The organism is Marinobacter sp. NP-4(2019), from assembly GCF_003994855.1.
In the GTDB taxonomy this organism is placed as follows: Bacteria; Pseudomonadota; Gammaproteobacteria; order Pseudomonadales; family Oleiphilaceae; genus Marinobacter.
The window spans coordinates 1,347,560-1,373,014 of record NZ_CP034142.1 but is presented as its reverse complement, the minus strand read 5'-3'; the positions used below and the strand labels follow the sequence as shown (position 1 = coordinate 1,373,014).

Sequence of the window (25,455 nt, the reverse complement as noted above, 5' to 3'; positions counted from 1 at the left end):
CAGGCAGGCCATAACAACAACAGCAACAAGGAAGAACACCATGAAAAGCCTGAAGAAAACTACATTGGCAACGGCTGTGGCAATGCTGCCACTGACCGGCTACGCCGACCTGAAGCCCCTGGAAGACACCCACATGGGTAACATCACCGGCCAGGCCGGGGTGACTATTGAACTGGAAACCAAGGTCACCGTGGATGAGTTTATCTATACCGATGAAGGGTCATTGTCGGTAAAGGATATCTTTATTGGCGGTGCCAACCGCACCGATATGTTCGAGGAATTCGACGATCCCGCCATCCGCCCGCTCCTGTTCGGTGAGAGCAGCGATCTGATCGACAACATCAAGGTAGAAATCGACATCCTTGATGACGGCGATGCCCAGATCAACGTCTTCCCGCTGGTAGCCGCACCCATCGATTTCTCGATCCGTACCGGCGACTGGACATTACAGGGACATACCGACAGCACACTGATTGCTGACAACCTGTCCATCGATGGCATCCTGACCGAAATGAAAATCAACGTGGATACCGAAACCGACGTCCTGAACCTGCAGACGCTGTTCGCCATCGACGATATGGACATGGACATCCCGTTCCTCGCCATGGGCATTCGTGATCTGCGCCTGACGGGCGCCAACTACGACCCTGACAATCCCCTGATCACCCAGTTGGGTGCCAAGGTGGATATGGACGTTTACAACGGCACCAATGCTGCTGGAGGTTCATCCCTGGCGGTGGATATCAATACCTTCGAGGCCGACATGCAGATCGGCCAGGTCCTGGTAGGCGGCACCTCTATTGGTTCCGTTGCCCTGGATAATCTGGCAGTCCAGAACACAGCGATGCGTATTTACGGCCACTAGACGAAACCGGGTCCCCGAATATCCCGGGGACCCGAACTCGCCGCTCTCAGTAGCTGATCGAACTCATCGGCATCCAACGCCCGGGGGGCAATGATCTCGATCCGCGACATCTCCCTGGCCTCGGTTTCAACCACGGAAAGAGCGCCGTCCGCCATATTCACCGCACGCCAACCATCGGTGCAGTGGACCACCGCCTTGCAGCGTGACAGTCGGTCATCGAATGCCAGCGCCAGAAGGCCGTTCTCATCCAGCACCAGGTCCGGATGAATCCGCCAGCCGACACTGAAATAACCTTGTCCCTCATTACTCACCCGTTGCCAGGGCTCATCGGTAATCGACGCAGCAGGGTCAGACTTGGTCCGGTGATCGTGATGATGGTGAGCCTGTGGCTCCGTCACCTCTGGCAGGTCGGTATTGCCGTCAAGCCACTCCGGCGCCAGACGCCCAAAACTGGTGTGGCGGATTGCCCGCTTGGCGGGTTTCAGCGCCGCTGCCCAGCGATCGAAAGCAGACAGCTGCTCTGGTGAGCAGGTGTCGACCTTGTTAGCCACCAGGATATCGGCTGCCGCCACCTGATCGCGAAACTGCACATTCTCCACCACCCGGGGCTCATCCAGACGCCGCGGGTCCACCAACCCGATCACCGGCCCAAGGGCAAGGACATCCTGATAGTGTTCGCTGGTCAGGGTGTCGATGATCTGCGACGGATGCCCCAGGCCGGTGGGCTCAATCAGCAGGCGGTCCGGCCGGGCCTTGTGGATCAGTTGATTGAGACCAATCTGCATGGGCAACCCGGCCACGCAACACATGCAGCCACCGGGAATTTCGCGGACAAAGGCCCCTTCGGTTTCCAGCAGGGCGCCATCAATGCCAACCTCACCAAATTCATTGACCAGAACGGCCCAGACTTCCCCTTCCGGCCGATTATTCAGCAAATCGAGTATGGCGGTGGTTTTACCGACCCCCAGAAAGCCGAGGATCAGGTTGGTGGGGATTGGTGTCTTCATGGTGCGGCTCGCAGGGGACGTCGTGAGGGTTATTGTTATACTATAACACTATCGACGGCGAAGCGGAATGAACCGGCAGTTTATCCCGACAACCGATCAAGGCGCAGGCGTTCCCGTTCATCAAACAGACGGCGACTGCCCCATGCCACCGCCATCAAGGTCCCGAAACCGGTGCCAACGGTAATGGTGAGCATCACCAGGATCTGATATTTGACCGCCACCGCCGGTGGACTGCCTGCCAGGATTTGCCCCGTCATCATCCCGGGCAGACTGACAATGCCTGCGGCTGCCATTGCGTTGATTGAAGGCATCATGCCGCTGCGCATGGCATCCCGACGGATACCCCCTACTGCCTCCTGCCAGGTCTGCCCGAGCATCAGGCGATTCTCAATCACCGCACGCTGGCGCCAGACCGCTTCCGTTAAACGGTCCAGACTCAGGGCAACACCGGTCATGGTGTTGCCCAGCATCATACCCAGAAGTGGAATCGCGTATTGGGGGGCGTACCAGGGATTTGGTCCGATTACCACGGTCAGGGTTAGAACCGTCACAGTAAACGAAGACAGAAACATGGCACCAGTGCCAATACCAAAGGCCCAGCCCCCGTCAGCCGGTGTTGCTGCCGGGCCATGACTTCCCTGCCGGCAACCAGCAACATCACCAGAGCCATAAGAGCAATCCAGTGGAGCCCGGAAGACGCAAACAGAGCTTCCAGGACCAGGCCAATCAATGCCAGCTGGATGCCGGTACGGAGGCTGGCAATTAACAGGCTTTTAGTAACGCCCAGACGACCAATGAGGGTAAAGATCGACAGCAGCACGATCATTCCGGCCGCCATTGCCAGCTTCCACCACGCCAGGTCAATGACATCCATCAGCATGCCTCCAGCGTAAGGCCGTGAATCGTGAAATGACGGCTGGCAACCCGCCGAATCTGATCCCGATCATGGGCAACCCAGAGTACGGGCAACTGGCGCTGGCTGATTTCCCGCTTCAACCAGTGTTCCGTCAATGCGACCGAATCGGCATCCAGATTCGCCGTCGGCTCGTCCAGAAGCAGTGCCGACGGGTTCATGGCCATCGCCCTCAGCAGCGCCAAGCGCTGCTTCTCGCCAGAGGATAAACGACTCACTGACCAATCCATCACGCCTGCCTCAAGCCCCAGATCCGTGACCGGCAGAGAATCATTCCCATTCACACTGTCGACTAGAGGAAAGTGATCACCCACCCGTTCGGCCCACCACTGGCTTTCTGCTGGAACCATCACCACCTGACGCCGCCATTGGTGACCAGGAACAGCACTCTGTCTGGTATCCCCCAGACAGACGGAACCGCCATGAGCGTCCAGATCCGCCACCGCCCTCAGCAGGCGGCTCTTGCCACTGCCGGAACGACCAGACAGACACACGACCTCGCCGGCCTGCACCGTTAAGGAGACATTCTCCAGAGAACCAATGGACAAATCTTCGAGCCGAAGATCGGGCATGAACAGGGCATCCTTACATGTCGGAAAACCAGACGTCAGATATCTACTTTGCCCCTGAGTGCCTTGGTTTTTCCTTTCCGGGTTTTACTGTCAACACGGCGGCGCTGGGAGGATTTCGTGGGTCGCGTGGGGCGCCGGGCTTTCTGCTGCTTCACCGCCTCCTGGATCAGCTCTTTCAGGCGCTCCAGCGCGTCTTCCTTGTTGAGCTCCAGGGTACGGAACGACTGCGCCTTGATAACGACAATGCCGTCTTTACTGATGCGCTGATCGGACAATGCCATCAACCGTTGCTTATAGAACGGCGGCAGGGTGGAATGGAGAATATCAAAACGGAGATGTACCGCCGACGCCACCTTGTTCACATTCTGGCCGCCAGCGCCCTGAGCGCGGATCTGGGTGATCTCGATTTCCCAGTCAGCCAGTTCAACGGAGTTGGAAACTTTTAACATAGTTCAGCTCAAAGGTTGATGGCCGTTGCATCCGGCCTAGCCATCCAAATGAGCCTTACGTTAATGAATCCTGCGAGATAACACAATTGCGCCCGGCAGCTTTGCCGGCATAGAGGGCGTTGTCAGCCCTTTTCATCAGTGAATCGTACGATTTGTCTGTTGATGTAAAGGAGGCCACCCCCACGGTAATGGTGGCGTGGAAAGCAGCACCATCCAGCCTGAACTCCACATTTTCTATGCACCGGCGAATTCGCTCGGCAAAGGTAACCGCATCCTGCAGCTTTGTATTCGGCAGGATAATCGCGAATTCCTCGCCACCCACGCGACACGCCACATCCAACGGTCGGAGTTCTTCAAGAATCAGCTTACCGGTATCCACCAGCACTTTGTCTCCGCCCGCATGGCCATACTGATCGTTGATAACCTTGAAGTTATCAAAATCAAACATCACGACAGAAGCAGGCATACCAGAACGGACAAATGCAGAGAACTGGGCCTTTAGCTGGGCCTTGAAATGCTTTCTGTTATAGAAACCTGTCAACTCATCGGTCAGGGACTCCAGGGTCAGCCGCTCTTCCAGCTCCCGCTGGTAGGTGACATCCCTGACCAGGGCCATGGCCACCCGGGCTCCGTCCAACACGATCGCGTTGATCATGATATCGACCGGCACCTCTGTGCCATCGGCATGCAGCCCGGAAAATCGCTTACCTGCCCCCATCGGTCGGGCGTGGGGCCCCCTGAAATAACCCTTTACATTCCTTTTATGCGCATCCTGGTGGTGCTCCGGAATGAGCATTTTCAGGTCAGAACCTTGCAGAGCATCCACTGGGTACCCGAACATTTCCCCGGCGCGGGAGTTAACCAGTACGATCTTATGGTCTGGGTTGGCAATAATAACGGCATCAGGCAAGGATTCAATAAACGGCAACAAACCCTGAGAAGTCGTAACGAGCATGTTGGCGTTTTCCTGGACGGGCATAGTTGGGAAGACACCCTTGGGGACTATTGATGTTATGTATACATATAGTACCTGCTTAACCATGAAATATCCCACAAATTCAGGACATTTGACCATTTATAACATCCCGGTCCACGGTGCCCGTCACTGGCGCATTCAGGTCACCCTGTTATCATGCACCCAACGAAACCGGCCCCGATAATAAACGGATCTATCACAGGACACCCATGACCTCCGGAACCACCACCCGCCTCAACAAATACATCAGCGAAAGCGGCCTGTGTTCGCGCCGCGAGGCTGACCGTTACATTGAACAGGGCAATGTCCAAATCAATGGCAGGCGAGCAACGGTGGGAGATCAGGTACTACCGGGAGATACGGTCAAGGTAAACGGACAGATCATCGAGCCGCGGTCGGAGGAAGACCTGGTTTTCATCGCCCTGAACAAGCCGGTCGGGATCGTCAGTACCACCGACAGTGCTGAAAAACACAACATCCAGAGGTTCGTTGGCCACAGCGAAAGGATCTTTCCCATCGGACGACTGGACAAGGATTCCCAGGGCCTGATCTTCATGACCAGCAATGGGGATCTGGTCAACAAGATACTGCGGGCGGGAAACAATCACGAAAAGGAATATCTGGTCACCGTCGACAAACCCATTACCAGGGAATTCATCCAGCGCATGGCTGGCGGCGTACCAATACTCGGCACCGTGACGAAAAAGTGCAAGGTGACTCAGGAATCCCGCTTTGTCTTTCGCATCACTCTGGTCCAGGGGTTGAACCGGCAGATCCGCCGGATGTGTGAGCACTTCGGCTACGAAGTCACCAAGCTTGAACGCATTCGCATCATGAATGTCAGCCTTAAAGGACTTGCCGTGGGTCAGTGGCGGGATTTGACCCAGAAAGAACTGGCGGAGTTGTTTGATGCGATCCGGGATTCAACATCGGAAGCCCCCTCCACACCTCAGGCAACGAAGCGCAAGACCACTCTGCCCTCCAAACGCCCCGCAAAAAACGCCCGCGCTCCCGCCAAGCCCAACAAACCTAAAACTCCGGGAAGCAAAGAGAAGCCCAGGGCCGGTAAACGACAGAAAGGCGGCAAACAAAGACAGCGCAGCATCAAACGCTGAAACGACACAAAGATTAAATCAATAACCGATACTAGACTATAGGGGTATGATCTAACTACAAGCATCCTGCCGTATATCGGGCATCAAGATGGACGGCTGTGTAAAAGTGGATACAATAAAAGGAGCCACCAGTGAACGATCACGCCAACGGTCTGAATGAGTGGTTCGACGTCAACTTTATGGGGCACGGTCACTGCTATTTGTGGCGCCAGGACCTTGTTCTTCTACACTCTGCCTCTGACGTTCTGATAGCCGCAGCCTATTTCACGATCCCCGTTGCCCTCTACGTACTGATGCTCAAGCGGAAAGATCTTGAATATCAGTGGATGTTCGTTTTGTTTGCCATGTTCATCTTTGCCTGTGGCACCACCCACCTGCTGGCCGTGTGGAATATATGGAATGGTGACTATTATCTGTCAGGTACCGTAAAAGCGATTACCGCCATTGTGTCGATCCTCACCGCGGCACTGATATGGCCGCTGATTCCCAAGGCGCTCGCCCTGCCCCGGCCAATGGAACTCCAGAAAGCCAACACTGATTTACAGTCCGAGATCGAGTTACGAAAAGCGTCGGAAAGCAACCTCCGATCTGCCCGAAATGAACTGCAGAACCATGTAAAGGAGTTACTGGAAGCAAAGAAACAACTGGAGACGGAGATAGCCTATCGCAGGGCGGCAGAAGAGAAAGAGAAAGCCAAATCCCTTGCACTCGAACGATCAAACGAGGATCTCGAGCAGTTTGCCTTCATCGCCTCTCACGATCTGCGGGAGCCGCTGAGGAAACTGATGTCTTTTACACAACTTCTGTCCTCCGGACGCTACGGAAGTTTCGATGAAAAAGGACAACAGTTTGTCCATTACATTCGCGACGCGGCAGAGCGAATGGAAGCCCTGATCAATAGCCTCCTGGAGTATAGCCGGGTCACAACCCAGAGCCGTGACTTCGAGAATGTCTCCTTTGCCGAGCTGGCTGACGAGGCCGAAAGGGACCTTCAACTTCGAATCGATGAAAGCGGTGCCAGCATCGAAAAGGACATTCAGGGTTCCGTGCAGGGAAATCGCTCCCAACTCAGGCAAGTGGTACAGAATCTGATTGGCAATGCCTTGAAATACCGGTCACCTGACACACCTCCCGTTATCCGGATTACCGGGGGCCAGGTTGCCGATGATCTCTATCGATTAACCGTTACGGATAACGGTATTGGTTTTGACCCACAGTACAAAGACCAGATATTCGAAGTTTTCAAACGTCTTCACGGACGTGACGAGTATGAGGGCACCGGTATGGGGCTGGCCATCTGCAAAAAAATCATTGAGCGGCATGGTGGTCAGATTACTGCCACGAGTATGCTTGGGGAAGGCTCAACGTTCCGGATTGATCTGCCCATCCATAACATGGGGATATTTTCCGCATGAAACCCATCACGATTTTAATGGCCGATGATGATCCTCTTGATCGCATGCTCACCCAAGAAGCATTCCTGGAAAGCAAATCCATCAACCCCCTGTATTTTGTAGAAAATGGAGAGGAGCTTCTTAAGTATTTGAACCGGCACCCTCCCTATAATACGGAAGAGCATCCATTTCCGGACCTCATCCTGCTTGATCTGAATATGCCTAAAAAGGACGGCCGTGATTGTCTGATAGAAATCAAGAACGACCCGGAATTAAAACATATTCCGATCATCGTTCTGACAACCTCGAACCGGGAAGAGGAAGTTTTCAGAAGCTACGACCTGGGCGCAAACTCTTTTATAACGAAGCCTGTCGACTTTGAAAAACTGGTTGGCCAGATAAAAATCTTCAACAGTTACTGGTGTTCCATCGTGGAGTTGCCTGATGTCAACGAACAATGAGTTCAACGTTGTCGTTATTGAGGATGACCACGCCGACTTCATCATTCTGGAAAGTCTTCTTCAGGCGTCTCAGCGATTTCGTTTTAAACTCACCCATGTGAAAAGCTTCCAGCAAGCACAGCAGTACCTTACCGAAGCCAGCCATGACATTTTCCTGCTGGACTATTTCCTTGGTGCAGACACGGCCATCGATTTTCTGAAAGAAGCCACGCTATTACATATACCGCAACCTGTGGTCGTATTGACTGGTGCGGATTCTGGCCAAATTGACGATGAAGTCATTAATCTGGGAGCGGCCGATTTCATCCCCAAAAATGAATTATCCACTTCACTGCTTGAACGCACGATTCATCATGCGGTGGAGCATAAACGCGCGGAGATCAACCTGGAACGGCTGGCTAAACGCGACCCCCTGACCGGGTTGGGAAATCGACTATTATTCGAGGAAATGCTGGAATCCTCATTAGCACGAGCCGAGCGTAAGAACGGCAAACTGGCGGTGCTTTTTCTGGATCTTGACCGTTTCAAGGAAATCAACGACTCCCTGGGGCATCCGACCGGTGACCTGTTGCTTACCCTGATTGCTGATCGCATACGCAAAGTTATCCGCAATTCAGATTTCGCTGCCAGAATTGGCGGAGATGAATTCACGATCCTGGTCGACGAAATTCATGCCTATGAAGACGCCGTACTGGTAGCCAACAAACTGCTCGAAGCTATTGCCCCGCCAACCGCAATTCGCGGCCATGAACTGAATATATCCGCCAGTATCGGCATAGCCCTGTACCCAGAGAACGGGAAGACACCGATCAAGCTGATGCAAAAGGCGGATATTGCACTTTACGAAGCCAAACGACACGGGATAAACCGATTACAGTGTTTCACCGCCAGACTGCAAACCCAGCTGGAAAAAAGCATCAGGCTTGAAAAAGGGTTGCGCCGGGCAATGGAACACAACGAATGCGAGCTCTACCTGCAGCCCAAATGGAATCTCGGTGATCGGAAGATTATCGGCTTTGAAGCCCTGCTGCGCTGGCTCGAGGATGAAGGAGGTGTCAAACGATTCGTTTCGCCTGTCGAATTCATCCCGGTTGCGGAAAAGACCGGGCTTATCGTTCCCTTGGGAGAATGGGTCATTCACCAGGCTTGCAAGCTCCTGAAAGCCTGGGAAGCGCAGGGGATCAGTCATTACCCGATTGCCATCAATGTATCTCCGCTCCAGCTCAAGTCCGGTAATTTCGGCGCCTCTCTCAAGGCCATTCTGGATAAAGAGGGGATACCAGCTCATTTGCTTGAAATAGAGCTGACCGAAGAAACCCTGGTGGATATACATTCCGAAGATGATAACGCCCTGGCAGAGCTGGAACAGATAAGATCGACCGGCGCCAGGATTTCGATTGACGATTTCGGCACGGGCTATTCCTCACTGAAATACCTGAAGCATTTCCCCTCGGATTATCTCAAAATCGATAAGAGCTTTGTCTCTGTTGAAGGAACGGACTCGCTGGCAGAACCGGCGATTTGCCGGGCCATTGTCACCATGGCTGAATCACTGGGCATGCAAGTAATTGCAGAGGGGATTGAAACGGAAGAGCAACTTCAGGCGCTCACTGCCATCAAATGCAGTATGGGGCAAGGCTATCTGATCGCAAAGCCGATGCCTGCAGAACAGGCCCTGTTGTTTGCCCAAAGCCACAACGGTCTGGATCAGGAGCAACCAGTGCCATCGAAATCAGCGGGGGAGAACGACTGTCAATGAACATGCCCGCCAACCCAGGGAAGGATGGACGAATGGAGTCAGCATCCCATAAAAAACGGTTCAGAATCGCACTTCTCGCCTCCGCCGAAGGAGAGCGGGAGGAGCTGTCCGACGCCTTGCAAATCAACTCACTGGGACATGAACTGCTGATTTTCGAGAATCCTGACCAGCTGTTTGAAGCACTTGACACCTCATTACCCAACCTGATCATGATAGCCCTGGACGACGGCAAGTGGTCCAGCACCGATGTTCTGGCCCGCATCAAACAGACACCAATGATCAAGGCCATACCCGTTATCGTTTTCTACCGACAAAGTACTTCGCCCAACACCCCGGAACTCTACCGGCTGGGGGCAGCATCGGTTATTCGTATGCCTTTGCGGTTCGAAGGTTTAATTAAGATTGTCCAGGTCATGGAGGATTACTGGTTCAATGTAACGTCGCCTCTTTCCCTGTAGCAAAAACGCCGGTCCAGTAATCCAGATAGAAACATCACGTTTCTATTTTTTCACCCACTGTCCTTCAATCAGCACGAACTGACCGGAAGGCGTTTTATCGATCGCTTTCTTGCCCGCGACCGTTTCAACCTGGGTGACCGGAATGTCGTGTTTTTCCGCAATGCGGGTGTACTCATCCCTGCGGGCACTGTTGATGGCCTCCACTACCTCACGGGCTTCCCCGTTGGCACGAACTACATCCAGGTAACCTGTCGGCGTTTCACCCACCAGGCCCTGTTGCTTGACGGATTCCAGTTTCTGCTTGGCTTCCTCCAGCCCCATGGCGAGCGCAGGCAGACTCATAGCGATTGCAAGAATGAAGGCACCTATTTGTATCAATCGTTTCATTATCAACCCCTTGAGATATCCGTCTTCACTCAGAACAGCCCCTGTTCACTGAACAGTTCATCCACTTCCTTATCCACTTTGACGTAGATTTCGTGCTGGATTTTGACGTTCAGGTTTACAGTAATCGGTTCTTTGGGTGCGGCCATCTGTACCGTAGGTGTGCATGCATATAACGCCAGCGGCAGCATCAGTATCATCAATGCTCTCGTCGCAAGCGACCGGTACGACCGCATTACATTCGTCATGGCACTGCCTCCTCCCCAGATCGTTGCAGTCGTTCCCGAACTCGTTCGGTCACGGCTTCGTTCACCCTGCCACTTAACTGTAAGCTGGTTAACAAGGCGGGAATATCCTCCTCCAGACTGATATTGAGCACCACCGGTTGCCCGCCCCTGACTTCAGGGTTTTCCCCTTCCAGCCTGACATCAAGCACCAGCTTGCCCTTTTCATCGTAGTCTATCGTGCTATCGAGTACCGAATAGTGAAAGTTTTGCAAAGCTTCCACCACCAGGTCCATCGTCTGGTGACTGCCGAGCATGGCCCGAAGCCGATGGGCGGGGAGTTTCAGTAACCCACCCGGGGCGATGGCGGAAATCTTGCCCCTCTCAACCTCGACACCGGCGTCACTGACCTGAACCGGAATACGGCCACTGAGCACGCCGGTGCCCTCCAGGCCTTCCGCTGGATACACCTGCAGCAAGCGCGCCAGGGCCACGTCATGGACATCAACTGGCAACTGCCAGGGCTCCCTGGAGAGATCAATGGCGCCGGGTGCCACCCTCAGGCGGCCACCCAGAAAGTCGGCGGTTGCCTGCTGGATATCCAGAACTCCGGCAAGGAAGTCGGAACGAGGAGCCTCGTAGTCAGCCAGAAAGCGAACAGGGCCGATGCCGACACCGGAGTTGATCTGGCCGATCTTCACTTCGCGAAAGCGGGCGGACAGCGAGTCCTGCTCCAGACTGATCAGCAGCCGTCCGTTCAGGTCGGATACGGCGGTGCGATCCATAACCCCATCAACCCCGTCAACAGTCAGCCGGCCATCAAAAGCCAACGGCGTGTCGGGCTCCATTCGGAAATCCGCTTCAGCACGCAACGTCCCCATGCTCAGTTCAAGCAGGTCGGGCCAGTCGGTGAAGGTGCCGGCCAGGGCTTTGCCACCCTGTTCTCCATCGATCACCGTTGTCACGTGGGCAGCCAGCAGTTCCCCTGGTACGTTTTTCAGGATCACGTCAGCGACCAGACCGGAATCGGAGCGTAACTGCCCGGCAAATTCCAGATCCGACAAGGGGCCATTCACCTTGCCTTCAAAGCGCCAGCCCTGGGGTTTTATACGCGGATGATTCAGCGCCCCGATCTCAATAGCCACCTGACCGGCCACAGAGCTCCGCCCGATCAGAGGGCCATGATCCCCGAGATTCACGGTCAGGGTAACGCCCCGCAAGTCTATACGGATGTCATCCAGTTGAGCGGGCGTGTCGGCGGATTCCCTGACAATACGCGCCGCCCGCAACCGGGATCCGGGCCGGAAACGGATGGTCACACTGTGGCTGTCCGCCTCCACCCTGGTGACCACATCCGCGCGAACGCCGGTCACCGTCCAGTCTCCGGCGTGAATATCCGGCAGCGCCAGACCTACCCGCCCCTGCTGCAGCATCAGCGACCAGCCTGCGGCAAAAACCGGCTGCACCGCCAGGGCAAACACCATCAACACCGCCAGACTGGGCCATCGTTTCCATGACATCAGGCCATCAAATGGCAAAGCAATGCTCCTGTCAGTTCCGTCTATTCACCGTCTATTCACCCCGCCAGGTCACGCTGTACAGGTCGTGCCGGCGATCCTGAAGGTTCTTCACGGTACCACTGTTGCGGGCGGTGACCAGCACCTCCGGTCGCAGGTCCGCGAAGGCCACGGTTTCGACGTTCGGTTCGGTGTCGGCGGCTATACCGTCCCGGGCAAACGGGAAATCACAGGGGGTCAGAATACAGCTCTGGCCGTACTGGATTTCCATATTCGGCACGTTGGGCAGGTTACCGACATTTCCGGACAAAACCACATACACCTGATTCTCCACCGCCCGGGCCTGACAACAATAACGTACCCGCAAATAGCTCTGGCGCTCGTCCGTGCAGAAGGGTACGAAGATGAGGTAGACGCCCTGATCCACCAGGTGACGGGTCAGTTCCGGAAATTCCGCGTCGTAGCAGATCAGCACACCGATGGTGCCACAATCGGTTTCAATGGCACTGACCCGGTTACCTCCCCGCACGTTCCACCAGTAGGCCTCGTTCGGGGTCGGATGAATCTTGGGCTGGGTGAAGACCTGGCCATCCCGGAGGAACACATGGGCCATGTTGCGGATGGTGCCGTCCTCCTCACGCACTGGCGTGGAGCCGGCCACGATATTAATGTTGTAGCGTAGGGACAAGTCCCGCATCAGTTCGCGGTAGCGTTCCACGTAATGACTGACCGAGGCGAAGGTCTCCGCCGGACTGCCGCTGCGGGCTTCGATGGAGAGCAACTGAAGGGTGAAAAGCTCCGGAAACACCACGAAGTCGCCCTTGTAGGTGGACACCACATCCACAAAGTAACGGACAATTTCGCTGAATTCATCAAAGGAACCCACGGGCCGCTGCTGATACTGAACTGTACCAATACGCACGGTATCCCGCATGCGTTGTCCATACCGTTTGGGTCGTTCGTTCTGGCCGTTCCGGGGGACTTTCGGGTTATGCCAGACCAGGTGGATGCCATACCCCATGGAGTCGTGGTCGGCGTCCAGGTAATGGGGAATGATGCCGTGTACCTCGAAGCCCTGGTGCAACTGAAAGGACAGCACCGGGTCCTTCTGCTCCTTGCTCTTGATGGCTTCAACGTACGCCTCAACAGAACCAAACTTTTTCAGACGCTGTCGCAGGCTGGGCAGGCGCCCGGCAAACACCACACCCTGTAGGTTCAGTGTCTGGCATAACTGCTTGCGCTCGTTATACAGCCGCTCGCCGATGCGATATCCGCGGCACTCAGGGTCCACGCATACTTCCATGCCATACAGCCAGTCACCTTCCGGGTCGTGCCGGGAAGCGTATCCATTGCCGGTAATGGAGGTCCAGTCATGGGGCGCCAGGGCCACTTCCCCGGCAATACGGAAAGTAGCGCAGTAGCCCACCACGGTATCGCCCAGCATGGCGACGAACTGGCCATCGGGGAAGGTGTTGATCTGCCCGGTCAGCGGCCCCTTGGTGTAGCCGTACATGCCGGTGCCTTCATAGACACGACGGCTGAGCTCGATGATGCCGGGAATATCCGCCAGTGTGGCGTTGCGGACATACAGACGCAGGTCAGGATCGGAAAACGGCGGGCACATAGACACCTCGAAAAAGGCGTTGATTTGCCTTCATCTTTGGTGGCCGGATGCCATTCCGTCAAGGGAAATCGATCAGCGCGGGCCCGGCAACGGAAAGCGCTCGATGACTGTGTAGACAGAACCTCGGGACGCTTGGTTACTTTCAAACAGAGCAATATCGGAAACGGCAAAATGCCCGAAAGCCGCGTTGTCATAATCCTCCAGTAACTGCGCCACCGAACCGCGCTGTTTTTTGAATCTCGCCAGGGTGATATGAGGATGAAATACCCGGGTTTCGGGTGCAAACCCGAGATATCCCATTCGGACCCGGAGGACGTCATGCAGTGCCGCAACGGGTTCCGGCGGCTGCACACCCGCCCAGAGGTTCCTCGGGCTCCGGGGCTGGCCGAAGCAGCCGAGACCGGCGACATCAAGCTCAAAGGCTTCCACCGGGAGATCCCTGGCGGCCTCACACAGACCCGCAATCCGGCCGTGCTCAACATTTCCAAGGAACAGCAAGGTGATGTGCAACTGCTCGGGGCTTTGCCATTTGGCGCCGGATACCGGCGCATTTACCCCGAGCAACCGCTGTTTGATATCAGCCGGGATGTCCAGCCCGAAAAACAACCGGTGCATGGTCAGTGGCTCAGGCAACCCGGTTGAGCGTTACGTCGATGTTGCCACGAGTGGCATTGGAGTACGGGCATACTTTGTGGGCCTCGTCGATCAGCTGTTTTGCCTCGGCATCGTCCATGCCAGGCAGACTGATACGCAATTCGACTTCAATACCGAAGCCACCCGGAATCTGGCCAATACCGACAACACCCTCAATGGAGGCATCTTCCGGCATTTTGAGCTTGTCACGGCCAGCCACAAATTTCATGGCTCCAATAAAGCAGGCGGAGTAGCCGGCAGCAAACAATTGCTCCGGGTTGGTACCCTTGCCACCAGCGCCGCCCAGCTCCTTCGGCGTTGCCAGCTCCACATCCAGGATGCCATCGGATGAAATGGCGCGGCCGTCGCGGCCACCGGTTGCTTCTGCGTAGGCGCGGTATGCGACTTGTTCAATAGACATGGTGTTCTCCTTTTCGCTGTGGGTGGACTTCCGAGATACCACTCCGGATGAGCGGCTTCAGATTGGTCCGGATTCAAGATGACTGTGCAATCGTTGCCTGAGTGCGTTGAGCTGGCTCTTCAGATCCTCCAGTTCGGTACGGGAGCAGCCGGATGCCTCGGCCACATGCATGGGTACCGGTTGCGCCCTCTCCCTCAGGCTGTGGCCCCTGGTCGTGAGATGGATCAGCACCTGCCGCTCATCTTCCGGTGGCCGGGTGCGGGTCAGCAGTTCCTGCTTTTCCAGACGCTTGATCAATGGCGTCAGAGTGCCGTAATCAAGGTAAAGGCGCTCTTTCAGCGCCGATACCGTGATGCCGTCCTGCTCCCAAAGCACCAGCATCACCAGGTATTGGGGATAGGTCAGGCCGATGTCAGACAGCACCGGTTTATACAATTTGGTCATGGCCAGCGAGGTGGAATACAGGGCGAAGCACATCTGCCGGTCCAGCTTCAATAGCTCATTCGCCGGTTCGCATGACTGTGTTGATGTCCGTTCTTTCATAATTAACTCGCTAACGATTACCTCGTGTACGATCTATTTTAGCCCATGGATCAGTTTGCGGGGAAATTAAATTCCTAGTAAAGACTGAACAACAACAATCCAAGAACGGCCAACACCAGAAGAAACCAGCGTGCGTAAAAGTCCGGGCGGTCGTCGTCATCCTCGGCCGCGACGTATCCGTGGCCTGTGGATTCGTATTCGGCAACCAGTTGCCGTGCCCGGTACAGGTCTTCGTCTTCCACATGAACATTGCTGAACCCGGCGGCGCCGATTTCTCCCATCGCCCCCTGCAGGTAGTGGCCGCCAACGTAGGTTTCGATTCCGTTGGCTTCAAGCAGGCCGGCTACAATGTGTGCCTCGGTAATATCCCGGGCCCTGTAGGCTATCTGCAACGCCCGCCTCCTTCTGTGACCTGTCAGTACGTACGGCCCCGCAAAAAAACACCGGCACCATTTAAAGCATAGCCCGCCAGGACCGACGGGACCAACAACCCGCATAAGATAGAAGCCTGTAGTATCCCGTTAATACCCACTCACGACACCCCGCTGCTACTGTTTCCTGACCTGGCACGACAATGACAAGGAGACAGCCATGAGCGGGAAGAAGGTTCTGATGATTACCGGTGATTTCACCGAAGATTACGAAACCATGGTGCCTTTCCAGGCACTGCAGGCGGTCGGCCACACGGTTCATGCCGTCTGTCCGGACAAGAAAGCAGGTGATACCGTTGCCACCGCCATCCACGATTTCGAGGGCGACCAGACCTACACGGAGAAACCCGGCCATCGTTTTGCCCTGAACGCGGATTTCGACGGCATTAACCCGGCGGATTACGACGCACTGGTGGTTCCCGGTGGACGCGCTCCGGAATATCTGCGACTGAATGAGGATGTGAAGAATCTGGTGCGCCACTTCTTCGATGCCGGAAAACCGGTCGCCGCCATCTGCCACGGCGCCCAACTGCTGGCGGCAGCGGGGGTTCTGGAAGGCCGCCAATGTTCCGCCTATCCCGCCTGCCAGCCGGAAGTGGAACTGGCGGGAGGCCATTTTGCCAGCATCGAGGTTGATCAGGCCGTGACCGATGCTAATCTGGTAACAGCGCCCGCCTGGCCCGCCCACCCGGCCTGGCTGGCACAGTTTTTCAAACTGCTGGACCACTAAACCCTCAGGGGTCGGATTCCGGCCCCTGAACTCAGAACTTGGGAGAGCACCATGTGCAAGCTCTTCATCAATGCCGACCCGGAGCTATGGGTCAGCAAAACACATTCCCTTCGCATCGACGGCATGGTGACCAGCGTTCGCATGGAGAATGCCTTCTGGCATGTCCTCGCCGAACTGGCCGAGCGCGACGGCATGAACCTGCCGCAGATGATCACCCGCCTTTATCATGAATCCATTGATGCCGGGCATGACCTGGGGAATTTCACGTCGTTCCTGCGGGTCTGTGCGATGCGTTACCTGGAACTACAGCTAACCGGTGATGTTCCGAGGGATACCCGCGTGCCCATTGCTTCCCTGGATGCCGACCGGATCCTGAAGAAGAAGCCGGCTTCGGGGACTTTGTCCGCCCCCGGGGGTGACGCCACCCACTGATCCGGCACAGCACGCCAAACCGTAACCTGACATCCGTTCGAAGGAATAATACAGTTGGAACACAGAATAGGCGGTCTGGGTTTCAATATGCACACATCAGTTCGATATATCCTTATCCTGGTCATATCAGCCCTTGCCCTGGGCGGGTGTGCCAGCCATCAGAGCTTGCCTGGAAGGAGTGACGTGCCCCTCTCCTCGCCGACGGCTGCGGCACAGGAGCCGGGAAAAGCGCAAAAACTCTGGCAGGTGTTCGAGCGCTACCGGGGCACGCCCTATCAGTACGGCGGCACCTCCTCCAGCGGCTTCGACTGTTCCGGTTTCATCCTGACCGCCTATCAGGAGGGGCTGGAAAAACAGCTTCCCAGGACCACCTCACAGATGCTGGCCAGTGGCGACGCAGTCCCCCCCGCAGATATAGAGCCTGGCGATCTCGTCTTTTTCCGCATTGGCGGCAAGGAGCAACACGCTGGCATTTACATGGGTGAAGATCGCTTTATCCATGCCTCCACGTCGATTGGCGTAACCCAGTCGTCGATGAACGGTTACTACTGGAAAGGTCGATTTACCCAGGCCCGACGCTTTGACTGACGCTGGAGTACCGAGCCCATGACATTCACACGATCCCTTTGTCGTTATCTGGCCATTTTTTCATTGGCGATGCCGGCTACGGCGGAGGTGGAGGTCACTCCGTTTGCGGGGTTCCGCATGGGAGGAGAATTCGACACCAGAAACGACGCCGACGACTCCGAAAGCCGGGTGAAGCTGGATGACACCGTAAGCCAGGGCCTACTGGTGAACATCGACCTGCAGGAACCGGGCAAGCAGCTGGAACTGTACCTGGGCAGGCAGGAAACCACGGCCGACATCCCGCAAGGATTATTGTCGCCGCCCCGTGACCGGGTGGATATCACCCTCTACCAGTTGCAATTCGGCGGACTGTATTTCCCCGGCGGCAAGACCACTGGCGGTTTCATTTCAGGTGTTGCAGGCGTGACCCGGCTCGACCCCAAACCCTCCGGCCTGGACACCCACCATCGGGCATCATTGACACTGGGCGGCGGTTACAAGTTTCCGTTGACCGAACAGCTACTGCTGCGGCTGGACCTGCGTGGCATCTACACCGTACTCGACAGCGGCGGCTCGGTATTCTGCTCCGGCGGCTGCAACGTCCGGTTTGAGAGCAGCGGGTATCTGCAGGTTGAGGCAGGTGCCGGGCTGGCTTTCCGATTCTGACCGTCGCGTCAGAGTCTACAGGCCACCATTAAAGGCCAGGTGCAACGCAATACCCGCCATCATCAGGCCAATAACACCATCAATTACGCGCCAGGCCAGTGGCCGCGACAGAATCGGCGCCAACGCCGATCCGCTCCAGGCCAGCAATCCGAACCAGAGAATCGATGCACTGCTGGCGCCAGCAACAAAGGTGGCGGTGTCCTGCTGCTGGGCCCCGACCGCCGGTATCAGCAGCAGGGTATCGAGATACACCTGGGGGTTCAGCAGGGTCACCGCCAGCGTGGTGAACAGCACGCCCTTCAGGCTTCTTTTCGTTACTTCCCCCGCTTCCAGCGCCTCCCTGCCCCGACCAGCGCGAACGAATGCCTGTACCGCCAGCCAGCCGAGGAACACCACCCCCAGCCAACGCAGAATCTCCAAAGCCTGGGGCATCGCCATCAGCGCAGCACTGACCCCGAACATGCCCAGGGTAAACAGGGTGACATCCGCCGCCATGCACAACCCGGCCGACCACCAATGGTGCTCCCTGCGGATCGCCTGGCTCAGCACATAGGCATTCTGGGCACCGATCGCAACGATGATGCCGCCGCACACGACCAAACCGGTCAGATAACTCTCCAGCACTAGTGAATCTCCTCATCCAATGGCGCAAGATTACCGGCTTACCGCTATACTGGAAATTCATATTCGTAATGCTGCATCAGTTTTTCTTATGATTGATTACAAATTGCTGGAAGCCCTCGCCACAGTTATCGAATGTGGTGGATTTGAACGCGCTGGTGCGGCCCTCGGAATCAGTCAGTCAGCGGTTTCCCAGCGGCTGCGCACACTGGAAATCCGACTGGGCCAGCCGGTTCTGATTCGTAGCCCGGTGATCAAGGCCACGCCGGCGGGTCAGAGGTTGCTGAACCATGTCCAACAGGTGCAACTGCTGGAACGGGATCTGGCCGGTTCCATTCCGGCGCTCTCCGAGCCAACAGCAAGACTTCGTATTGCGCTGAACGCGGACAGCCTCGCAACCTGGTGGGCCGCCGCCATCGGCGAATTCTGTGCGAAGGAAGCCCTGCTGCTGGATATGGTGATCGAGGACCAAGACATCGGCCTGCGCCGCATGCGGGAAGGCGATGTCGCTGCCTGCCTGTGCAGCAGCCCACAACCGGTCGCCGGCGCCCGTTGCGTGCCTGTCGGCACGATGAACTACCTGCCACTGGCAACACCGGCCTACGTTCAGCGATATTTCTTCAGCGGCTTTACCGCAGCCAACCTTGAAACCGCCCCGGCCATAGTGTTCGGCCCCAACGACCAGCTCCAGCACCGTTTCCTCGCCCAATGTGGCTATCACGGCCCGGTTCCTCACCATCTTTGCCCATCCTCGGAGGGCTTCGTGAAGCTGGCCCTGGCGGGGATGGGGTACGGCATGATCCCCCAGGCGCAAGTACAACAGGAACTGGACAGGGGACAGCTGGTCAGCATCGCCCCCGGCCAATCCCTGGAAGTGCGGCTCTACTGGCATTTCTGGCGCCATGGCGGCGGCGTTATGGACCGCCTGACCACGGCCATCCAGTCCGCCAGCCCGCTTAACCGATAGCCGCTACGCCCTTCCCCACCCTGCTGTTGTCGTTCATCATTGACGGGGATCGTCTTCGGGATTCAGGTATTCAATGCCCCAGGGTCCGGTTCCGTGGAGCTGGATGACCGCCTCTCCCTCGGTATAGCCGTACATCGGATCCCCGGGAGACATGATCGCCAGACTGCCTTCGGGCAATTCCCTGGCGCTGGCGCGATCGAATTCCTCACCATGGGCAAAGTAGATGGTCCCGGATAATACCGTGACCCGTTCATAAGCCGGATGGATGTGGGGCGCAATCTCGTAGTCCGCGGGTAGTTTCAACCTTATGGTGAAGGGTTCCCCGGTTCCCAGATCACCCTCCAATACCGCAATCTGGGCGCCCGCGGCCATGGAGCCCACGGGCCCCCACTTCAGTTCATCCGGTGTAATCATTATGTGCCCGTCTCCCATGTAGGGTGTTTCCGCCATCACAGCGGAACTCACGCCCATGCTGAGAGCCAGGGCCGTTGCAGTGACCATTGTATTGGCAGCCATTGCATCTATCCTCCATATAAGGGTACCAACCGGGTGTAATTCCCGTCTGGCCACAAGGACGCGCGGGCACATTGATTTGTTCCCCCGTTTTCATCCAATGCTGACGGGAACTTTTCAGCCCTTTAATGCGTCCCTGTGACATCTCCGGAGGGAGAGCGTCATGGATACAACAGCACAGAAAGAAACCCCGGCCAGCTCCAGGAACGCCCGTCGGGCAATGTTTGAGCAGGAAATCCACCAATTGATGGATCGCCTCTATGGGACGGCTTTGCGTCTGTGCCGCAATCCGGACGACGCGGAAGACATTGTGGCCGAAACCGTGGCTACCGCCTGGAACAAGCTTGATCAGCTAACGGACAATAGTTGCTTTGAAGGTTGGCTGTTCCGGATACTGAACCGTACTTTTATCAGCCAATGGCGGAGGCGCCAGTGTCGTCAGGAGAAAGAGGTCACCCTTGAGGACAACACTAACGACAGTGATTTTTCACTGTTCGAAAAGCTTCATCAGCCGTTCCTGCTGTGGTGGGGCACCCCTGAGCAAGCCTTTCTGAACCAGATCCTGAATAACGACATTCGAATGGCCCTGGACCGATTACCAGACGAGTTTCGCATTGTCATGGTCCTCGTAGAGATTGAGGGATACAGCTATTACCAAACCGCAGACCTTCTCGACATTCCATTGGGCACTGTTCGTTCCCGTCTATACCGGGCCCGCACTCTGCTGCAACGCGACTTATGGCGGCAGGGAGAGGAGGCAGGTCTGGCAACAAAGAGCATCACGGGGACGGGTACAGGAAACGGAGGTGAAGCATGAGCCAGGACATCATCACCTGCGAGGAGGTCGTAGATCGGTTATTCGAGTATCTGGACAGCGAACTGGATCCTTCAACCCAGGAGGAAATCGATCGCCATCTTCGTCGTTGCCATGACTGTTTCAGCCGGAAAGAGTTTGAAAGACGCCTTAGGGAGAAAGTCACCGCCAGTGGTACTGAGAAAGCACCGGAGCGGTTAAAACAGCGGGTGGAATCACTGCTGAAAAACCATTGATGCCGTTCGTCAGGAGAACCAGCCATGGTCGCTATCCTTGGATACTCACGGGAACAGATCACCTCCGCCGTTCAGGACATGTACACCCAGGTCGCCAATGCGCCACAATCCCGCTTCCATTTTCCAGTGGGGTACCGGGCTCTCAGCGCCCTGGGTTACCCCGAAAACCAGATTGAACAGCTACCGGGCGACATCGCTGCCTCCTTTGCAGGAGTGGGCTATCCTTTCAACGGCGGCGCCATCAGAACTGGCGACACAACCCTGGACCTTGGCGCTGGTGCGGGCAACGACAGCTTTCTGGCCCTGAGCCTGACGGGGCCTACGGGTCGTGTGATTTCGCTGGACCTGACTTCAGCCATGACACGAAAGCTGAAACAACGTGCCAACGAGGAAGGGGCCTCCATAGAGGTCATCCAGGGAACAGCCGAACACCTCCCGTTTGCCAGCAACAGTCTTGACAGCATCACCAGCAACGGAGCCCTCAACCTGGTCCCTGACAAACGTCGGGCTATCAGGGAGATGTTTCGCACTCTGAAACCCGGTGGCCGACTACAATTGGCCGACGTCGTCATTGATAAACCCGTCACGGTCGACTGCGATTCAGACCCCAGGCTTTGGGTGGAATGTGTTGTCGGTGCAACGGTGGAAGAGAGTCTGCTGGCCATGCTTGAGGATGCCGGCTTTGAAGACATCAGGATCATCAGGCGCATTAACTATTTTGACCACAGCCCGAGCCACCAGACCCGCGAGATAGCAAAAAGCTTCGGCGCCCGCTCCATTGAAATAGCTGCCCGCAGGGGCAGTCAGCCCCCGGGATTTCTTCGCCAGTGGCTACGCAGAAGTCACCCAAAACGCTGGCTGACGGCACTCGGAAAACGTGGATTCCTCAGCATTGCAGCACTGGGGCTGGCACTTCTGACATGCTATGGCATACTTGCCGCAACGTTCCTTTTGGCTACACTGGGTGTTCAAGTCACCCTGGACCTTCAACTTTGGTCAGGAAGTATTGCGGTATTTACGGCATTGACCGTTCTGGCGGTCGCTACCGGTAAACGACGACATCACCAACTCGCACCCACATGGGCAGCTGTCGCTGGGGCAGGGCTGGTTTTCTTCACGTTATTTGTCACTTACCTATTTATTATCGAGCTTGTAGGATTCATTATGCTGATAGGGGCCGTTTTCTGGGATCTGATTCTTCGTCGCAAGGATGAAGCCCGCCGCCTGGGCCTCACTCGATGATAATAACCGCGCAACCTGTCACGACATCTGATTGGTAAAGGAGTTTTCAGGCATGACCACACTCATTGTTGGTCTGGTTCTGTTTCTTGGCGTTCACTCATTGTCGATCGTGAATGAGCCTTTTCGAAATCGCATGAACGCCTCTTTGGGCGAGCTCCCGTTCAAGGGCCTTTATTCCCTCGCTTCACTGATCGGACTGGTGCTGATTGTCTGGGGATATGGCGCGGCACGCATGGATCCCACGGTGCTCTATACGCCACCGGGCTGGCTCAGGCACCTGGCCATGCTGCTCCTGATACCAGTTTTTCCGCTGCTTTTTGCCACCTATTTCCCGGGCAAAATCAAAGCCAGGCTGAGGCACCCGATGCTCGTGGCCGTCAAACTATGGGCGCTCGCTCACTTGCTGGCCAACGGCATGCTCCACGACCTCCTGCTGTTCGGTTCTTTCCTGGCCTGGGCAGTGGCAGACCGGATCTCTCTGAAACGCCGATCCGAACGCCCGATCGCCACCCTCCCCGCAAGCAAAGCCAATGATGCGATTGCGGTCATCGGCGGCCTCGTGGTGTACGTCGTTTTCGTATTCTGGGCCCATCAGTGGCTGTTTGGCGTGGCACCGGTTTAATAGGGCGAGGCGTAGGAGGTGCAGGCGATCAGTCGACACCAAACCGATCCGGGTAATGCCGTAAGCAATACAATGCCACCAAATCGTATGCACCGTGCCAGACCATGGTCAGCAACAAACTCTCTGACCAGAGGTAGACCAGGCCCAGCACTACGCCCAGAAGCGTGGCGATGACGAAGTATGCAAATGACAAGACATGCACCAGGCCGAACAGAATGGCAGCCGTAACAAGAGCAAACACAGCTCCGAACCGTTCGCTAAGCCAACCCTGAATCACGCCGCGAAACAGCAGCTCCTCCCCGAAGCCCGCCAATATGGAGAGCGTCACCAGCACCGGCCAGGAGTAGCTACAGGCAAACCTGTGCAAGAAGCGCATCTGATCCCGCAACAGGCTTGAACTGGACGCCCAACCCGAAGTCAACAAAAACATCGCAATATAGGTACACAGGGCCCCCAGCCCGCCAAGTAAAATCACATGAGCAACCGGGAGTTCGTTCGTATAGACTTCCACGCCTGTTAAATAAAACGCGATAACAGCGACAATCGCGATCAGGGACTGGAACCCCAGGACCGACAACGTTGACATTCTTTTTCTGGAGATATCCGCCATCCGGTTTTTACGCTCCTTTTGATTTCGCTCAATAGACACGACTCGGCAGCGTGCCAGAGTATTCTTACCAGCACTTATTGATGATTGTCAGCTCGGAACACATTATGGTACCGAATGTCTTATCTCACCCGCTGTTTCGAGCCGTTATTGTCGGCTTACTCTATTACTCCGGGGCATGGATAGGTGTACATCAAACCATTACGCCGGAGGGTATCGCAATATTGTGGCCCCCCAATGCCGTGCTTCTTACGGCATTTCTGACATCACCTCGCAAGCAATGGCCCTTGTACGCGTTGGCCGCACTCACTGCTGAATGCCTGGCCGATATACCCGCTTTCCCCCTATGGGCAGCGCTGAGTTTCGGAACGGTCAATATCCTGGAAACACTCATTTCGACCATGCTGATTCAGCGGTTTACAGGAAATCACTTCCACTTTGACTCATTGAAGTCCGCGCTTGTGTTTTTTATCTCGGCACCTGCGATTGCTTCAGCAATCGCCGCGATTTTGGGCGCAACCGTCTATGTGCTGCTCGGGCGGTCAGACAGCAGTTTTCTTGCCATGTGGCGACTCTGGTGGTTCGGCGACGCCCTCGGCCTGATGATACTCACACCATTGCTGGTTACGTTCTGCCATGCCATTAAGTACCGGTTAATGTCCGTCAAGGCCTCAAAACTGGCAGAACTCGCCCTGCTTTGGACTGGAATGATCCTCACCGGCTCTAATGCGCTTATTGACAGCAACATTAATGAACTGCATTTCCATCTGACGCCAATGTTACTCCTGCCCTTTGTGGTGTGGGCTGCAACCCGATTTAGTACCGCTATTGCAGCCAGCACGACGGCCATCATTGCCTGGATGGCCACAGGCTATCTGGTCAACGGAATACACCCCTATGCAACCACTCTTCCTCAGTTTGCTGTCTGGCAAACTCAGGAGTATCTGGCTGTTGTCAGCGTGATTTCCATCGGGTTGTCCGCTCTGATGCACGAATTGCGTGACCAGAGGCATCGCCTGGAATCCGCGACGGTGGCTCTCAGACACCAGAACGAACAACTGGAGGAGAAAGTCCGCGAGCGGACTCAATCTCTGGAACGGGCCAATGCCGAACTGACGAGCTTAAATTCTCAACTGAAAGAATTGGCAACCACAGATTATTTAACCGGTATAGCCAACCGCAGGCAATTTCATGAAGCGGGTGAGCGGGAGTTGCACCGCCTGAAACATGGTGAGGGCAAAGCCGTGCTGATTGCCATGGACCTGGATTATTTCAAGACCATCAATGACCAATACGGGCATGAGGCGGGCGATAGTGTGCTCAGACAAACTTTACCACCGGTGAAAAACAATATCCGCCCCGCGGACCTCTTTGGCCGGATCGGTGGTGAGGAATTTTTAATACTTCTCACCGATGTGGAAGAAGCCACGGCAGTCAGAATCGCCGAGCGGATTCGGGAACAAATTGCCGCTACCGATATGGAGGTTCCTTCCGGAACCATCCGCGTAACGGCAAGTCTTGGCGTCGCAAACTGGGACCGGATCTGCGATTTAAAGACGCTCATCAATCGAGCGGATATTGCACTCTATAAGGCTAAACACGGCGGCCGCAACTGCACTCGAACCTATGTAACGGAGACAGAGGACGGAAACCAGGCGGCCCCGAGGCCGGTGTGAGCTACCGGCTCCAAAT

Annotated in this window: 33 protein-coding genes; 16 read left to right on the top strand and 17 right to left on the bottom strand. The window is 55.9% G+C overall.

Annotated features, from left to right (window positions below):
- Positions 1–40: 40 nt before the first annotated feature.
- Positions 41–865: a DUF6160 family protein gene (locus EHN06_RS06325; protein ID WP_127331195.1), complete on the top strand. Its 825-nt coding sequence runs from the start codon at positions 41–43 to the stop codon at positions 863–865.
- Here EHN06_RS06325 and EHN06_RS06320 read toward each other — a convergent pair.
- From EHN06_RS06320 to EHN06_RS06300, 6 genes are all read right to left on the bottom strand, one after another.
- Entirely contained in the window at positions 862–1,872 is a 1,011-nt protein-coding gene (locus tag EHN06_RS06320) for a CobW family GTP-binding protein (RefSeq protein ID WP_127331193.1), read from the bottom strand. The genes EHN06_RS06325 and EHN06_RS06320 overlap by 4 nt on opposite strands.
- Positions 1,873–1,952: 80 nt before the next feature.
- Entirely contained in the window at positions 1,953–2,444 is a 492-nt protein-coding gene (locus EHN06_RS21605; protein WP_265936914.1) for an ABC transporter permease, read from the bottom strand.
- On the bottom strand, positions 2,420–2,746 hold the full coding sequence (locus EHN06_RS21600; protein ID WP_265936913.1) for an ABC transporter permease: 327 nt from the start codon (positions 2,744–2,746) through the stop codon (positions 2,420–2,422). Before EHN06_RS21600 ends, EHN06_RS21605 begins: the two co-directional genes overlap by 25 nt.
- Complete coding sequence (locus EHN06_RS06310) at positions 2,746–3,357, bottom strand: ABC transporter ATP-binding protein (protein ID WP_127331191.1); 612 nt, start codon at positions 3,355–3,357, stop codon at positions 2,746–2,748. The genes EHN06_RS21600 and EHN06_RS06310 overlap by 1 nt, the downstream gene beginning before the upstream one ends.
- 35 nt (positions 3,358–3,392) lie before the next feature.
- The gene (gene arfB / locus EHN06_RS06305; protein WP_127331189.1) at positions 3,393–3,806 is read right to left on the bottom strand and encodes an alternative ribosome rescue aminoacyl-tRNA hydrolase ArfB; all 414 of its coding nucleotides are present in this window, start codon (positions 3,804–3,806) and stop codon (positions 3,393–3,395) included.
- Positions 3,807–3,861: 55 nt separating this feature from the next.
- The gene (locus tag EHN06_RS06300) at positions 3,862–4,761 is read right to left on the bottom strand and encodes a sensor domain-containing diguanylate cyclase (protein ID WP_164735587.1); all 900 of its coding nucleotides are present in this window, start codon (positions 4,759–4,761) and stop codon (positions 3,862–3,864) included.
- A 230-nt stretch (positions 4,762–4,991) separates the two neighbouring features.
- Between EHN06_RS06300 and rluF the strand changes: the two genes are divergently transcribed.
- The 5 genes from rluF to EHN06_RS06275 all read left to right on the top strand — a co-directional run bounded on the left by rluF (position 4,992) and on the right by EHN06_RS06275 (position 9,969).
- Entirely contained in the window at positions 4,992–5,897 is a 906-nt protein-coding gene (rluF, locus tag EHN06_RS06295; RefSeq protein ID WP_127331185.1) for a 23S rRNA pseudouridine(2604) synthase RluF, read from the top strand.
- Between the two features lie 131 nt (positions 5,898–6,028).
- Positions 6,029–7,312 (top strand): sensor histidine kinase, encoded by a 1,284-nt coding sequence (locus tag EHN06_RS06290; protein WP_127331183.1) that lies wholly within the window; start codon positions 6,029–6,031, stop codon positions 7,310–7,312.
- Positions 7,309–7,752: a response regulator gene (locus tag EHN06_RS06285; RefSeq protein WP_127331181.1), complete on the top strand. Its 444-nt coding sequence runs from the start codon at positions 7,309–7,311 to the stop codon at positions 7,750–7,752. Before EHN06_RS06290 ends, EHN06_RS06285 begins: the two co-directional genes overlap by 4 nt.
- Positions 7,736–9,511: a putative bifunctional diguanylate cyclase/phosphodiesterase gene (locus tag EHN06_RS06280; protein ID WP_127331179.1), complete on the top strand. Its 1,776-nt coding sequence runs from the start codon at positions 7,736–7,738 to the stop codon at positions 9,509–9,511. Before EHN06_RS06285 ends, EHN06_RS06280 begins: the two co-directional genes overlap by 17 nt.
- 32 nt (positions 9,512–9,543) lie before the next feature.
- Complete coding sequence (locus EHN06_RS06275; RefSeq protein ID WP_127331177.1) at positions 9,544–9,969, top strand: hypothetical protein; 426 nt, start codon at positions 9,544–9,546, stop codon at positions 9,967–9,969.
- A gap of 42 nt (positions 9,970–10,011) precedes the next feature.
- Here the strand turns inward: EHN06_RS06275 and EHN06_RS06270 are convergent, their stop codons facing one another.
- The 8 genes from EHN06_RS06270 to EHN06_RS06235 form a co-directional block, all read right to left on the bottom strand.
- Complete coding sequence (locus tag EHN06_RS06270) at positions 10,012–10,356, bottom strand: YdbL family protein (RefSeq protein WP_127331175.1); 345 nt, start codon at positions 10,354–10,356, stop codon at positions 10,012–10,014.
- Between the two features lie 29 nt (positions 10,357–10,385).
- Positions 10,386–10,601 carry a YnbE family lipoprotein gene (locus EHN06_RS06265; RefSeq protein WP_206075733.1) on the bottom strand — a complete coding sequence of 72 codons (216 nt, stop codon included), beginning with the start codon at positions 10,599–10,601 and terminating at the stop codon, positions 10,386–10,388.
- Positions 10,598–12,097, bottom strand: coding sequence for a YdbH domain-containing protein (locus EHN06_RS06260; protein WP_228257419.1), 1,500 nt, complete (start codon positions 12,095–12,097; stop codon positions 10,598–10,600). The genes EHN06_RS06265 and EHN06_RS06260 overlap by 4 nt, the downstream gene beginning before the upstream one ends.
- A gap of 52 nt (positions 12,098–12,149) precedes the next feature.
- A complete protein-coding gene (locus tag EHN06_RS06255) occupies positions 12,150–13,718 on the bottom strand; it encodes a bifunctional GNAT family N-acetyltransferase/carbon-nitrogen hydrolase family protein (RefSeq protein WP_127331173.1) in 1,569 nt (522 codons plus the stop codon).
- Between the two features lie 72 nt (positions 13,719–13,790).
- Complete coding sequence (gene thpR, locus EHN06_RS06250) at positions 13,791–14,333, bottom strand: RNA 2',3'-cyclic phosphodiesterase (protein ID WP_127331171.1); 543 nt, start codon at positions 14,331–14,333, stop codon at positions 13,791–13,793.
- Between the two features lie 10 nt (positions 14,334–14,343).
- Positions 14,344–14,772 carry an organic hydroperoxide resistance protein gene (locus EHN06_RS06245; RefSeq protein ID WP_127331169.1) on the bottom strand — a complete coding sequence of 143 codons (429 nt, stop codon included), beginning with the start codon at positions 14,770–14,772 and terminating at the stop codon, positions 14,344–14,346.
- A 57-nt stretch (positions 14,773–14,829) separates the two neighbouring features.
- Positions 14,830–15,315, bottom strand: coding sequence for a MarR family winged helix-turn-helix transcriptional regulator (locus EHN06_RS06240; RefSeq protein ID WP_127331167.1), 486 nt, complete (start codon positions 15,313–15,315; stop codon positions 14,830–14,832).
- Between the two features lie 74 nt (positions 15,316–15,389).
- Positions 15,390–15,707: a DUF2007 domain-containing protein gene (locus tag EHN06_RS06235; RefSeq protein WP_127331165.1), complete on the bottom strand. Its 318-nt coding sequence runs from the start codon at positions 15,705–15,707 to the stop codon at positions 15,390–15,392.
- Between the two features lie 199 nt (positions 15,708–15,906).
- Here EHN06_RS06235 and EHN06_RS06230 point away from each other — a divergent pair, with 199 nt between their 5' ends.
- The 4 genes from EHN06_RS06230 to EHN06_RS06215 all read left to right on the top strand — a co-directional run bounded on the left by EHN06_RS06230 (position 15,907) and on the right by EHN06_RS06215 (position 18,141).
- Positions 15,907–16,476, top strand: a complete 570-nt coding sequence (locus EHN06_RS06230) for a DJ-1/PfpI family protein (protein WP_127331163.1) — start codon at positions 15,907–15,909, stop codon at positions 16,474–16,476.
- 51 nt (positions 16,477–16,527) lie between these two features.
- Positions 16,528–16,908 carry a ribbon-helix-helix domain-containing protein gene (locus tag EHN06_RS06225; RefSeq protein ID WP_127331161.1) on the top strand — a complete coding sequence of 127 codons (381 nt, stop codon included), beginning with the start codon at positions 16,528–16,530 and terminating at the stop codon, positions 16,906–16,908.
- Between the two features lie 183 nt (positions 16,909–17,091).
- Entirely contained in the window at positions 17,092–17,496 is a 405-nt protein-coding gene (locus EHN06_RS06220; protein ID WP_228257418.1) for a C40 family peptidase, read from the top strand.
- A gap of 18 nt (positions 17,497–17,514) precedes the next feature.
- On the top strand, positions 17,515–18,141 hold the full coding sequence (locus tag EHN06_RS06215; protein ID WP_127331159.1) for a hypothetical protein: 627 nt from the start codon (positions 17,515–17,517) through the stop codon (positions 18,139–18,141).
- 15 nt (positions 18,142–18,156) lie between these two features.
- Here EHN06_RS06215 and EHN06_RS06210 read toward each other — a convergent pair whose 3' ends face one another.
- On the bottom strand, positions 18,157–18,765 hold the full coding sequence (locus EHN06_RS06210; protein WP_127331157.1) for a LysE/ArgO family amino acid transporter: 609 nt from the start codon (positions 18,763–18,765) through the stop codon (positions 18,157–18,159).
- 88 nt (positions 18,766–18,853) lie between these two features.
- Between EHN06_RS06210 and EHN06_RS06205 the strand changes: the two genes are divergently transcribed.
- The gene (locus tag EHN06_RS06205) at positions 18,854–19,729 is read left to right on the top strand and encodes a LysR family transcriptional regulator ArgP (RefSeq protein ID WP_127331155.1); all 876 of its coding nucleotides are present in this window, start codon (positions 18,854–18,856) and stop codon (positions 19,727–19,729) included.
- Positions 19,730–19,765: 36 nt separating this feature from the next.
- Here EHN06_RS06205 and EHN06_RS06200 read toward each other — a convergent pair whose 3' ends face one another.
- Positions 19,766–20,245, bottom strand: a complete 480-nt coding sequence (locus EHN06_RS06200; protein WP_206075732.1) for a cupin domain-containing protein — start codon at positions 20,243–20,245, stop codon at positions 19,766–19,768.
- 160 nt (positions 20,246–20,405) lie between these two features.
- Between EHN06_RS06200 and EHN06_RS06195 the strand changes: the two genes are divergently transcribed.
- The 4 genes from EHN06_RS06195 to EHN06_RS06180 are packed head-to-tail and all read left to right on the top strand — an operon-like array spanning position 20,406 to position 23,156.
- A complete protein-coding gene (locus tag EHN06_RS06195) occupies positions 20,406–21,059 on the top strand; it encodes an RNA polymerase sigma factor (protein WP_127331153.1) in 654 nt (217 codons plus the stop codon).
- A complete protein-coding gene (locus EHN06_RS06190) occupies positions 21,056–21,292 on the top strand; it encodes an anti-sigma factor family protein (RefSeq protein WP_127331151.1) in 237 nt (78 codons plus the stop codon). The genes EHN06_RS06195 and EHN06_RS06190 overlap by 4 nt, the downstream gene beginning before the upstream one ends.
- Before the next feature lie 24 nt (positions 21,293–21,316).
- The gene (locus EHN06_RS06185) at positions 21,317–22,534 is read left to right on the top strand and encodes a methyltransferase domain-containing protein (protein ID WP_127331149.1); all 1,218 of its coding nucleotides are present in this window, start codon (positions 21,317–21,319) and stop codon (positions 22,532–22,534) included.
- Positions 22,535–22,586: 52 nt separating this feature from the next.
- Positions 22,587–23,156 (top strand): NnrU family protein, encoded by a 570-nt coding sequence (locus EHN06_RS06180; RefSeq protein ID WP_127331147.1) that lies wholly within the window; start codon positions 22,587–22,589, stop codon positions 23,154–23,156.
- Between the two features lie 28 nt (positions 23,157–23,184).
- Here the strand turns inward: EHN06_RS06180 and EHN06_RS06175 are convergent, their stop codons facing one another.
- Entirely contained in the window at positions 23,185–23,766 is a 582-nt protein-coding gene (locus tag EHN06_RS06175) for a CPBP family intramembrane glutamic endopeptidase (protein WP_228257417.1), read from the bottom strand.
- A gap of 104 nt (positions 23,767–23,870) precedes the next feature.
- Here EHN06_RS06175 and EHN06_RS06170 point away from each other — a divergent pair, with 104 nt between their 5' ends.
- Complete coding sequence (locus EHN06_RS06170) at positions 23,871–25,439, top strand: diguanylate cyclase (protein WP_164735586.1); 1,569 nt, start codon at positions 23,871–23,873, stop codon at positions 25,437–25,439.
- The last annotated feature ends 16 nt before the right edge of the window (positions 25,440–25,455 follow it).

Excerpts from the sequence above, each read along its gene's own strand:
- EHN06_RS06225 (WP_127331161.1), top strand. The coding sequence starts at position 16,528 with ATGTGCAAGCTCTTCATCAATGCCGACCCGGAGCTATGGGTCAGCAAA.
- EHN06_RS06280 (WP_127331179.1), top strand. The coding sequence starts at position 7,736 with ATGTCAACGAACAATGAGTTCAACGTTGTCGTTATTGAGGATGACCAC.
- thpR (WP_127331171.1), bottom strand. The coding sequence starts at position 14,333 with ATGCACCGGTTGTTTTTCGGGCTGGACATCCCGGCTGATATCAAACAG.
- EHN06_RS06190 (WP_127331151.1), top strand. The coding sequence starts at position 21,056 with ATGAGCCAGGACATCATCACCTGCGAGGAGGTCGTAGATCGGTTATTC.
- EHN06_RS06270 (WP_127331175.1), bottom strand. The coding sequence starts at position 10,356 with ATGAAACGATTGATACAAATAGGTGCCTTCATTCTTGCAATCGCTATG.
- EHN06_RS06195 (WP_127331153.1), top strand. The coding sequence starts at position 20,406 with ATGGATACAACAGCACAGAAAGAAACCCCGGCCAGCTCCAGGAACGCC.
- EHN06_RS06230 (WP_127331163.1), top strand. The coding sequence starts at position 15,907 with ATGAGCGGGAAGAAGGTTCTGATGATTACCGGTGATTTCACCGAAGAT.
- rluF (WP_127331185.1), top strand. The coding sequence starts at position 4,992 with ATGACCTCCGGAACCACCACCCGCCTCAACAAATACATCAGCGAAAGC.
- EHN06_RS06240 (WP_127331167.1), bottom strand. The coding sequence starts at position 15,315 with ATGAAAGAACGGACATCAACACAGTCATGCGAACCGGCGAATGAGCTA.
- EHN06_RS06325 (WP_127331195.1), top strand. The coding sequence starts at position 41 with ATGAAAAGCCTGAAGAAAACTACATTGGCAACGGCTGTGGCAATGCTG.
- EHN06_RS06265 (WP_206075733.1), bottom strand. The coding sequence starts at position 10,601 with ATGACGAATGTAATGCGGTCGTACCGGTCGCTTGCGACGAGAGCATTG.
- EHN06_RS06310 (WP_127331191.1), bottom strand. The coding sequence starts at position 3,357 with ATGCCCGATCTTCGGCTCGAAGATTTGTCCATTGGTTCTCTGGAGAAT.
- EHN06_RS06205 (WP_127331155.1), top strand. The coding sequence starts at position 18,854 with ATGATTGATTACAAATTGCTGGAAGCCCTCGCCACAGTTATCGAATGT.
- EHN06_RS21605 (WP_265936914.1), bottom strand. The coding sequence starts at position 2,444 with ATGTTTCTGTCTTCGTTTACTGTGACGGTTCTAACCCTGACCGTGGTA.
- EHN06_RS06185 (WP_127331149.1), top strand. The coding sequence starts at position 21,317 with ATGGTCGCTATCCTTGGATACTCACGGGAACAGATCACCTCCGCCGTT.
- EHN06_RS06200 (WP_206075732.1), bottom strand. The coding sequence starts at position 20,245 with ATGGCTGCCAATACAATGGTCACTGCAACGGCCCTGGCTCTCAGCATG.
- EHN06_RS21600 (WP_265936913.1), bottom strand. The coding sequence starts at position 2,746 with ATGGATGTCATTGACCTGGCGTGGTGGAAGCTGGCAATGGCGGCCGGA.
- EHN06_RS06245 (WP_127331169.1), bottom strand. The coding sequence starts at position 14,772 with ATGTCTATTGAACAAGTCGCATACCGCGCCTACGCAGAAGCAACCGGT.
- EHN06_RS06320 (WP_127331193.1), bottom strand. The coding sequence starts at position 1,872 with ATGAAGACACCAATCCCCACCAACCTGATCCTCGGCTTTCTGGGGGTC.
- EHN06_RS06215 (WP_127331159.1), top strand. The coding sequence starts at position 17,515 with ATGACATTCACACGATCCCTTTGTCGTTATCTGGCCATTTTTTCATTG.
- EHN06_RS06285 (WP_127331181.1), top strand. The coding sequence starts at position 7,309 with ATGAAACCCATCACGATTTTAATGGCCGATGATGATCCTCTTGATCGC.
- EHN06_RS06175 (WP_228257417.1), bottom strand. The coding sequence starts at position 23,766 with ATGGCGGATATCTCCAGAAAAAGAATGTCAACGTTGTCGGTCCTGGGG.
- EHN06_RS06170 (WP_164735586.1), top strand. The coding sequence starts at position 23,871 with ATGGTACCGAATGTCTTATCTCACCCGCTGTTTCGAGCCGTTATTGTC.
- EHN06_RS06300 (WP_164735587.1), bottom strand. The coding sequence starts at position 4,761 with ATGCTCGTTACGACTTCTCAGGGTTTGTTGCCGTTTATTGAATCCTTG.
- EHN06_RS06275 (WP_127331177.1), top strand. The coding sequence starts at position 9,544 with ATGGAGTCAGCATCCCATAAAAAACGGTTCAGAATCGCACTTCTCGCC.
- EHN06_RS06255 (WP_127331173.1), bottom strand. The coding sequence starts at position 13,718 with ATGTGCCCGCCGTTTTCCGATCCTGACCTGCGTCTGTATGTCCGCAAC.
- EHN06_RS06260 (WP_228257419.1), bottom strand. The coding sequence starts at position 12,097 with ATGTCATGGAAACGATGGCCCAGTCTGGCGGTGTTGATGGTGTTTGCC.
- EHN06_RS06180 (WP_127331147.1), top strand. The coding sequence starts at position 22,587 with ATGACCACACTCATTGTTGGTCTGGTTCTGTTTCTTGGCGTTCACTCA.
- arfB (WP_127331189.1), bottom strand. The coding sequence starts at position 3,806 with ATGTTAAAAGTTTCCAACTCCGTTGAACTGGCTGACTGGGAAATCGAG.